At 69.6% G+C, this 7,436-nt stretch carries 7 protein-coding genes; 3 read left to right on the plus strand and 4 right to left on the minus strand.

The annotated features are described in order from the left end of the window. Positions 1 to 151: 151 nt before the first annotated feature. Positions 152 to 1,918, minus strand: a complete 1,767-nt coding sequence (arc, locus tag IEZ01_RS21870; RefSeq protein ID WP_019884992.1) for a proteasome ATPase — start codon at positions 1,916 to 1,918, stop codon at positions 152 to 154. A 266-nt stretch (positions 1,919 to 2,184) separates the two neighbouring features. Here arc and IEZ01_RS21875 point away from each other — a divergent pair, with 266 nt between their 5' ends. After that, the gene (locus IEZ01_RS21875; protein WP_019884993.1) at positions 2,185 to 2,496 is read left to right on the plus strand and encodes a ferredoxin; all 312 of its coding nucleotides are present in this window, start codon (positions 2,185 to 2,187) and stop codon (positions 2,494 to 2,496) included. Between the two features lie 4 nt (positions 2,497 to 2,500). Here IEZ01_RS21875 and IEZ01_RS21880 read toward each other — a convergent pair whose 3' ends face one another. From IEZ01_RS21880 to IEZ01_RS21890, 3 genes are all read right to left on the minus strand, one after another. Further along, entirely contained in the window at positions 2,501 to 3,073 is a 573-nt protein-coding gene (locus IEZ01_RS21880; RefSeq protein ID WP_189203277.1) for a hypothetical protein, read from the minus strand. A 170-nt stretch (positions 3,074 to 3,243) separates the two neighbouring features. Beyond that, positions 3,244 to 4,131 carry a tRNA (adenine-N1)-methyltransferase gene (locus IEZ01_RS21885; protein ID WP_019884997.1) on the minus strand — a complete coding sequence of 296 codons (888 nt, stop codon included), beginning with the start codon at positions 4,129 to 4,131 and terminating at the stop codon, positions 3,244 to 3,246. A 19-nt stretch (positions 4,132 to 4,150) separates the two neighbouring features. Continuing rightward, positions 4,151 to 5,398: a site-2 protease family protein gene (locus IEZ01_RS21890; protein WP_019884998.1), complete on the minus strand. Its 1,248-nt coding sequence runs from the start codon at positions 5,396 to 5,398 to the stop codon at positions 4,151 to 4,153. A gap of 155 nt (positions 5,399 to 5,553) precedes the next feature. Between IEZ01_RS21890 and IEZ01_RS21895 the strand changes: the two genes are divergently transcribed. Both IEZ01_RS21895 and IEZ01_RS21900 read left to right on the plus strand, forming a co-directional pair. Beyond that, positions 5,554 to 6,501 carry a RecB family exonuclease gene (locus tag IEZ01_RS21895; RefSeq protein ID WP_019884999.1) on the plus strand — a complete coding sequence of 316 codons (948 nt, stop codon included), beginning with the start codon at positions 5,554 to 5,556 and terminating at the stop codon, positions 6,499 to 6,501. 106 nt (positions 6,502 to 6,607) lie between these two features. Then, complete coding sequence (locus IEZ01_RS21900) at positions 6,608 to 7,279, plus strand: response regulator (protein ID WP_028797338.1); 672 nt, start codon at positions 6,608 to 6,610, stop codon at positions 7,277 to 7,279. The last annotated feature ends 157 nt before the right edge of the window (positions 7,280 to 7,436 follow it).

The raw sequence follows: 7,436 nt of genomic DNA on the forward strand, positions 1-7,436 counted from the left end.
GAGCGGCTCTGCGCTGGTGGGGAGATCAATTCCGTCATTGCTCCGGTGTCGTCGAATCATGGCCGAAGACCGCGGAACGCAGTCGGCTGCGGATGCCCACCCCCTGCCGTCGGGCGGGGGGATCCCAGGACATCCGCAGCCGGTCCGCGTCTTACAGGTACTGACCGGTGTTCGCCACCGTGTCGATGGAGCGTCCGGTGTCCGCACCCTGCTTGCCGGTGACGAGCGTGCGGATGAACACGATCCGCTCGCCCTTCTTTCCGGAGATACGGGCCCAGTCGTCCGGGTTCGTGGTGTTCGGCAGGTCCTCGTTCTCCTTGAACTCGTCCACGCAAGCCTGGAGGAGGTGGGAGACGCGAAGGCCCTTCTGGTTGTGGTCGAGGAATGCCTTGATGGCCATCTTCTTGGCCCGGTCGACGATGTTCTGGATCATCGCGCCGGAATTGAAGTCCTTGAAGTACAGGACTTCCTTGTCGCCGTTCGCGTACGTGACCTCCAGGAAGCGGTTCTCCTCGGATTCCGCGTACATCTGCTCCACGACCGACTGGATCATGGCGTGGGCGGCGGCCTCCTTCGACCCGCTGTGCTCGGACAGGTCGTCCGCGTGCAGAGGGAGGGAGGGGGTGAGGTACTTCGCGAAGATGTCCCTCGCGGCCTCGGCGTCGGGCCGCTCGATCTTGATCTTGACGTCGAGCCGGCCGGGCCGCAGGATCGCGGGGTCGATCATGTCCTCGCGGTTCGAGGCGCCGATGACGATGACGTTCTCGAGGCCCTCCACACCGTCGATCTCGGCGAGCAGCTGCGGGACGATGGTGTTCTCCACGTCCGAGCTGACACCGGAGCCACGGGTGCGGAAGAGGGACTCCATCTCGTCGAAGAAGACGATGACGGGGGTCCCCTCGCTCGCCTTCTCCCGGGCCCGCTGGAAGACCAGGCGGATGTGCCGCTCGGTCTCACCGACGTACTTGTTGAGGAGCTCGGGGCCCTTGATGTTGAGGAAGTAGCTCTTCCCCGCGGGCTGGCCGGTCACCTCGGCGACCTTCTTGGCAAGGGAGTTGGCGACCGCCTTGGCGATCAGCGTCTTGCCGCATCCCGGCGGACCGTAGAGCAGGATGCCCTTCGGCGGCCGCAGTTCGTGCTCCTTGAAGAGGTCCGGGTAGAGGTACGGGAGCTCGACCGCGTCGCGGATCAGCTCGATCTGGTTGCCCAGACCGCCGATCTTGTCGTAGTCGACGTCCGGAACCTCTTCGAGGACGAGTTCCTCGACCTCGCTCTTCGGCACCACTTCGTAGACGTAGCCGGACCTGGGCTCGAGCAGCAGGGCGTCGCCGGGGCGGATGGTGGCGTCCAGCAGCGGCTCGGCGAGCCTGACCACCCGTTCCTCGTCGGTGTGCCCGACCACCAGGGCGCGCTCGCCGTCCTCGAGGATCTCCTTGAGGGTGACGATGTCCCCGGCGCGCTCGTACTCCATGGCCTCGACCACGTTCAGCGCTTCGTTGAGCATGACCTCCTGGCCACGCCGGAGCTCGTCGAGCTCGACGCTGGGGCTGACGTTCACCCGGAGCTTGCGGCCCCCGGTGAAGATGTCGCAGGTGCCGTCCTCGTTGGCCTGCAGGAAGACACCGAAGCCGGCCGGCGGCTGCGCGAGCCGGTCGACCTCCTCCTTGAGGGCCACGATCTGGTCACGGGCCTCGCGGAGCGTGTTGGCGAGCCGCTCGTTCTGCGCGGACACGCCGGCCAGGTTGGTCTGCAGCTCGACGATCCGCTCTTCGAGAATCCTCGTATGACGCGGAGAGTCGGCGAGCTTGCGTCGCAGGACGGCGATTTCCTGCTCGAGATAGGCAACCTGGCCGGCAGGGTCTTCAGACCCCCGCCCCGGCCGGATGCCGCGGTTGATGTCGTCGTCGTGGGCTGCCACGGTCCTCACCTCCTCCAAGGGGAGCTGGACGCTTCCTGACCCTACCTGGGTGGGTGGTGATTGAAACCCCTAGATCACAAAGACTGTCGAGGCGTGTCCGATCTTCACCCTTGCGCTCTCCCTCACGCCTGGGGAATACCCACCCATCAACATCGGAAAGCGGGCGGTTGTAAGGTCGGAGTGGTCAACACCCGTCAGGGCTGTACCGACTTACTTCACTTTGCTTCACCGGACCGCAGGACCGGGCGCAGGAAACGGCAGGAGATATGACCGTGCAGGACGAGGCTCCCTCCGCGACGGCCGGCGACGCCCTGGAGGTCTGGATCGACCAGGACCTGTGCACCGGTGACGGCATCTGCGCGCAGTACGCCCCCGAGGTCTTCGAGCTGGACATCGACGGTCTGGCCTATGTGAAGAGCGCCGAGGACGAGCTGCTTCAGGACCAGGGTGCCACCACGCCGGTGCCGTTGCCGCTGCTCCAGGACGTGATCGACTCGGCCAAGGAGTGCCCGGGCGACTGCATCCACGTCAGGCGCGTTTCGGACAGGGTCGAGGTCTACGGCCCCGACGCGGAGTGACGGATCACACACTCCGCGCTTCGGCCTGGGTGGTCCTGATGAACTTCCCGCCCTTCCACTGCCACTTGACCCGCTCCCGGCGGTCCGGGCAGCAGCTCGGCACGTCCGGCGACGAGTAGCCGAGCAGGGTCGCGGTCACCGCCCGGTCACGTACGGCGAGACCGGTCACGTTCTTCCGGTCCCCCGGTTCGATCAGGGTGGCCACCACGCGCGCGGGGCTCTGCCGCCCGTGGGTCAGCACGTAGACGCCGTGCGGGGGCGCTCCGGAGCCGGCGTCGCAGTGGACCACCGCGACGGTCTCCGGCCGGCCGTCCCCGTCGAGGTCTCCGGACGCCTTGCTCGCCACCACGCTCGGCGCTCCCCTGCACTCCAGGGGGAAGGTCACGGCGGCCGGGTCCGGGGCCGGTACGGCGGCGGAGGCGGCGGCGACCGCGGGAGGCGTGGACGAGGCCGTGGCCGCGTCCGGCCGGAGCAGATGGGCGCCCGCAACGACCGCGGCCATCGCCGCGGCTGTGGCGAGCCAGTGCACCGGGCGGGTGTGGGTGTGCGCGAGGTCCGGAAGGACTGCGGGCTGCACGCGGGATGTCTCCTGTGGCGTGGTGGTGCGGTGGGGTGGCCAGCATCGTGCCATACGTCACAGGTGGGCGGAACAGGCGGGGTCGGACCCGGTGAACGTGAAGGTGCCGCCGTCGAGTTCTCCCGTGGTCGGCGGGAACTCGGCGGCGGCACGCTCGCGTTGTGAGGGGGTCAGCCCTTGTTGGGACCCTCGTAGTCCTCGCCGTAGGCGCCCTTGGCCGGACGGCGGCGGCGCATCGGGGGCTCCACACCGTCCGCGAGACGGCGGGCGGTGACGAGGAAGCCGGTGTGTCCGATCATCCGGTGGTCGGGGCGGACGGCAAGGCCCTCGACGTGCCAGTTGCGGATCATCGACTCCCACGGCTGCGGCTCGGCGTAGCAGCCGAACTCGCGGATGGACTCCACGGTCCGCGCGAGCTGGGTGGTGGTGGCCACGTAGCAGCAGAGGATGCCGCCGGGGACGAGCGCCTTGGAGACGGCCTCCAGGCACTCCCAGGGGGCGAGCATGTCCAGGATGACGCGGTCGACGTCGGTGTCGGACAGGTTGTCCTGGAGGTCGCCGACGGTGAGCTGCCACGCCGGGTGCGGGCCGCCGAAGTAGCGCTCGACATTGCCCTTGGCGATCTCGGCGAAGTCCTCGCGGCGCTCGTAGGAGTGGAGCATGCCGCTGTCGCCGATCGCGCGGAGCAGGAAGCTGCTGAGCGAGCCGGAGCCCACTCCCGCCTCCACGACGCGCGCGCCGGGGAAGATGTCGGCGAAGGCCAGGATCTGCCCCGCGTCCTTGGGGTAGACCACGGCTGCGCCGCGGGGCATGGACAGGACGTAGTCGGGGAGCAGGGGGCGCAGCGCGAGGTAGGCGACGTTTCCCGTGGTACGGACAACACTGCCCTCGGGAGCACCGATCAGCTCGTCGTGCGGGAAAGAACCCTTGTGGGTGTGGAAGTTCTTTCCGGCCTCGAGCGTGAACGTGTAGTGGCGTCCCTTGGGGTCGGTGAGCTGGACCTGGTCCCCGACCTTGAAGGGCCCGCGACGGCGGGCGGCACCGGTCGGTTCGGACATGTGACCAGCCTACCGGCAGCTATGTGGTGGGTCGTGCCATGGCCCGTACGAATGCCCGCTCGACGTCCGCGGCGGACAGGACGCCGTAGATCTCGCCGGTTTCCTCGATGACGAGGTACTCGGTGGCCGGGGTGGCGCGCAGCCGGTCGAGCAGGGCCTCGCCGGCCAGCTCCGCGGGGATGCGCATGCCGTCGGTGAGGTCCTGGGCGAGGCCGCTGACGGCGACCCAGGGGCGGCGGTGCTGGGGGACGCCGACGATGGCGGTTTCGCGGACCAGGGCCGTGGGGGCGCCCTGGCCGTCGACGACGACGAGGGCGCGGGCCCCGGCCTCGTTGGCGCGACGAAGGGCCTCGGAGAGCGGGGTTGCGGATTCGACGGGGACGGCGCGGCGGGTGAGCGTACGGGCGCGCAGCTCGGGGAGGTGTTCGCGCAGCCGGGCCATGCGCAGGCTGTTGCCGGCGCCGGTCCAGATGATCGCGGCGAGGATGGCGGCGAGGAGCGCGTCCATGACCGTGTCCATGCCGCTGATGTCTTCGGTGGCGTTGCCGAGGGCGCCGGTGTGGGTGAGCAGGGGCAGGCCGACCAGGACGGCGACGGCCAGGGCGCGGCCGACCCAGGCGGCGGCGACGGTGCCGCTCATCGGCTTGCCGGTGATCTTCCAGACGATGGCGCGGAGCATCCGGCCGCCGTCGAGGGGCAGCCCGGGGAGCAGGTTGAAGACGGCGACGATCAGGTTGGAGATCATCAGGCCGGCGAGCAGGACACCGGGGACGGTGCCGGGCTGGACGGCGCTCATGCCGAGGTAGAAGACGCCTGCGAGGACGAGCGAGAGCAGGGGGCCGACGAAGGCGAGGACGAACTCGCGGCCGGGGGTCTCGGACTCCTTCTCGATCTCGGAGACTCCGCCGAAGAACTGGAGCTGGATGCGGCGCACCGGCAGTTTGAAGCGGAGCGCGGCGACGGTGTGGGCCAGCTCGTGGACCAGTACGGAGGCGTAGAAGGCGACGGCGAAGAAGAGGGAGACCAGGTAGCGGGCGTTGCCCAGCTCCGGCAGGATGCGGTCGAGCTGGCCGCCGAAGACCCAGGTGATGAGGGCGGCGACCAGGAACCAGCTGGGGGCGACGTAGACGGGCACGCCGAAGGGGCGGCCCATGAGGATGCCGCCGCCGGGTTCCTCGGAGCGCGGCGGGGTGCCGCTGCCGGGGTTCGGTCCCGCCGTGTCGGACCGCGGCCTCGTGCTGTTGCCGCTCTCGTCGTCCTGGTTCACGGGTTCCCTTCGTTGCCGAGCGTCCTGCGACCGGCCCGTGTGCTGTGGTGTCTGTCACGGTACGGGCGGGTGTCTGCCTCGATCATGCAGTGCGTGGGGGTCTTGAGTCGATGGTATTCCGCTCGCTGTCAGTGGCGGGTCGTAGGGTCTGAGTCATGAGTACGAGCCAGCAGCCGCCGACGGACGCCGAGCCGACCACCTCGGAGGCCGCTTCGCCGCCCGTCGAGCCCCCCTCCGAGACCGCCGCCGAGTCCCCCGCCGCCTCCCCGGCGTCGCCGCCCGCGTCGCTGTCGCCGTCGCGGGCGAGCGACTTCATGCAGTGCCCGCTGCTGTACCGGTTCCGGGTGATCGACAAGCTGCCGGAGAAGCCGAGCGAGGCGGCGACCCGGGGCACGCTGGTCCACGCGGTGCTGGAGCGTCTCTTCGACCATCCGGCGGTGGAGCGCACGGCTCCGCGGGCGAAGTCGCTGATCCCCGCGCAGTGGGACCGGCTGCTGCTGGCGCGTCCCGAGCTGTCGGAGCTGTTCGAGGGGGATACGGAGGGCGAGCGGCTCGGGCAGTGGCTGTCCGAGGCGGAGCAGCTGGTCGAGCGGTGGTTCACGCTGGAGGACCCGACCCGTCTGGAGCCCGCCGAGCGGGAGATGTTCGTGGAGACGGAGCTGGAGTCGGGTCTGCGGCTGCGGGGGGTGATCGACCGGATCGACGTGGCGCCGACGGGTGAGGTGCGGATCGTCGACTACAAGACGGGCAAGGCGCCCCGGCCGGAGTACAGCGAGGGCGCGCTGTTCCAGATGACGTTCTACGCGCTGGTGATCCGGCGGCTGAAGGGCGTGCTGCCGCGGCGGTTGCAGCTGGTGTATCTGGGGAGTGGGGATGTGCTGACGTACGACCCGGTGGAGGCGGATCTGCACCGGGTGGAGCGCAAGCTGCTGGCGCTGTGGGAGGCGATCCGGCAGGCGACCGAGACGGGTGACTGGCGTCCGCGGCCGACGAAGCTGTGCGGGTGGTGCGACCACCGGTCGGTGTGCCCGGAGTTCGGCGGGACGCCTCCGGTGTATCCGCTGCCCGTGGTGCCGCCGCGGCCCGCGGACCCGGCCGGGTGACGACGGCGTGGGCCCGGTGGGCGGTTCGTCGCCCACCCGGCCGCCCTGCGCGACCATGGCACGTCGGCCGAAGGCACAATAGGGGCGGTCTAGCTAAGGAGATCACGTGGCCATCCGCGTCCTATTGGTCGACGACCAGCCGCTGCTGCGCACCGGCTTCCGGATGATTCTGGAGGCGGAGGCGGACATCGCGGTCGTCGGCGAGGCCGGGGACGGCCTCCAGGCTCTCGATCAGGTGCGGGCGCTGCAGCCCGATGTGGTGCTGATGGACATCCGGATGCCGCGGATGGACGGGGTCGAGGCGACCCGTCAGATCACCGGTCCCGGCCGGGACGGTCCGGCGAAGGTACTGGTGCTGACCACGTTCGACCTGGACGAGTACGTGGTGGAGGCGCTGCGGGCCGGGGCGAGCGGCTTCCTGCTGAAGGACGCGCCGGCGAACGAGCTGGTGCAGGCGATCCGGGTGGTCGCGGCGGGCGAGGCGATGCTGGCGCCCAGCATCACCCGTCGGCTTCTGGACAAGTACGCGGACCATCTGCCGTCCGGCGAGGAGCCGGTGCCGCACGCACTGAGCACCCTGACCGAGCGTGAGGTCGAGGTGCTCAAACTGGTGGCGCGGGGGCTGTCGAACGCGGAGATCGCGGCGGATCTGTTCGTGAGCGAGACGACGGTCAAGACGCATGTGGGCCATGTGCTGACCAAGCTCGGTCTGCGGGACCGGGTGCAGGCGGCGGTGTACGCATACGAGAGCGGTCTGGTACGCCCCGGGGCTCAGTGACGAACCGTCAGCGCTCGGGGTAGCCGACTTCTGGGCGGCAACCTCAGGTGCACGGGAAACGGCGCCCCCTCGGCCGGTGAGGGCGGATTCTTGGGGTCCTCGCAACACCTGATGGCCTACGTGGTCGTCAGTAGATCACGCAGGCGCTCGGCTGGGG

Source organism: Streptomyces purpureus, assembly GCF_014648195.1.
In the GTDB taxonomy this organism is placed as follows: Bacteria; Actinomycetota; Actinomycetes; order Streptomycetales; family Streptomycetaceae; genus Streptomyces; species Streptomyces purpureus.

Coding starts and splice junctions, on each gene's coding strand:
- IEZ01_RS21875 (WP_019884993.1), top strand. CDS start 2,185: ATGACCGTGCAGGACGAGGCTCCCTCCGCGACGGCCGGCGACGCCCTG.
- IEZ01_RS21885 (WP_019884997.1), bottom strand. CDS start 4,131: ATGTCCGAACCGACCGGTGCCGCCCGCCGTCGCGGGCCCTTCAAGGTC.
- IEZ01_RS21895 (WP_019884999.1), top strand. CDS start 5,554: ATGAGTACGAGCCAGCAGCCGCCGACGGACGCCGAGCCGACCACCTCG.